The sequence below is a fragment of the Acidovorax sp. GW835-FHT14G06 genome (assembly GCF_058793595.1).
The window spans coordinates 1-1241 of the sequence record NZ_JBXAGA010000048.1; the positions used below are offsets into that span (position 1 = coordinate 1).

Below are 1241 nucleotides of genomic sequence, written 5' to 3' on the forward strand. Positions count from 1 at the left end.
CCAGGGAGGCCCTGCTCGGTGGTTTGCGTTTCTGGGTTTCGGTGATCAAGGCTTCAAGACGGGCACGCAACTCAGCATCTGGCACCGCACCTTGCGCGCTCAAGGCAACAAGTTCGCCGAGCAGCGTTTTGTACATTGCGGCCCAATTGACGGTAGCGGGGACATCGGCGGCAGCCTGACGCCACAGATCGGCGATCCGGCGCTGCACCATAAGGATCAACTGGTCTGTGGTGGTGAACAGGCAATACCGAAGAAAGCATGCGACCTCCACGGTGCGCGCTGGCTCTTTGATCTTGGCTCCGGCTGAGGGCGGCCTGGAGACAAGTCGGCGCGCGTAGCGGCGCAAGATGAGATCGGGGATGTCTGCCAGGTGCTTATGAACGTCCAGCGTGTAAAGCAGGTCGATGCGCTCCAGTACCTCGCTGATTTGGCGGGTTGAGTGTTTCGCCGGTGCAGCCCATAGCCAACTCTGCTGGGTTTGTCCATCTGGGCGCAGCTCTGAAACTGAGGCTCGCCAGCGATCAAGTGTTGCTGGATCAACGCTGGCGGCGATGGCGGTGCCTGTTTCAACTTCAAGCTGGGCAAGTGCCGCCGCAATCAGTGTCCGAATTGCCCGCTCGTGCACGATCACCAGCTTGTTCTTGTACAGCCATTGACGCGCCCGCACGAGTAGCTGATCGCGGTCGGCGCAGCGCGCCACTTCGTCGCGCAGTTCACGTACCAGTGAGCGGCGCTGGTGCTCGCTCATCCACTGGAATCCAAGGACCGTGCAGGCTACTTGTTGGTGATCGAATAGCGTGCGCCCGCGTTCATACATGGCTCTCAGCGAGGCGACTTCTGGTGCTGCAATGCCAAGCTCGTTGCCAAGGTGGCGCCACAAGGCTACTGGAATTACCCGAAAGGCACCGAGCAAACGCCCACTCATGCGCAGGAAACCAATATGGAGCGCCAGACCAAGCTTGTGGGAATCACCTCGGCGTGCATTGATTGCGTCGCGCTCGGCACCATCGAAGGTGAAAAATGCCTTCATCTCGAAGTCGCTGATATCGCGGGGGAGCCCACGCATCCCCAAAAACGTTGTGTGCCAACCCTGCATCGTGAACCTCAAAAGTGGGAGGCCACCATACCCGTTTACAAAGCGAACAGGAAAGTCAATGAAATCAACGGTCTACCCAGACCACCCCCGCGCCAGTGCTAGCTTTGCGTACCGTCACTTATTGCACTGAAAACGAGGAGACCCC

The 1241-nt window shown here is 59.0% G+C and carries 1 protein-coding gene; it reads right to left on the reverse strand.

Features of this window, described 5'->3' with window-relative positions; genetic code table 11:
• A partial coding sequence (locus AC1Q64_RS25655; RefSeq protein ID WP_492253177.1) for a DUF4158 domain-containing protein occupies positions 1–1096 on the reverse strand: 1096 nt, incomplete at its 3' end.
• Between the last annotated feature and the right edge of the window lie 145 nt (positions 1097–1241).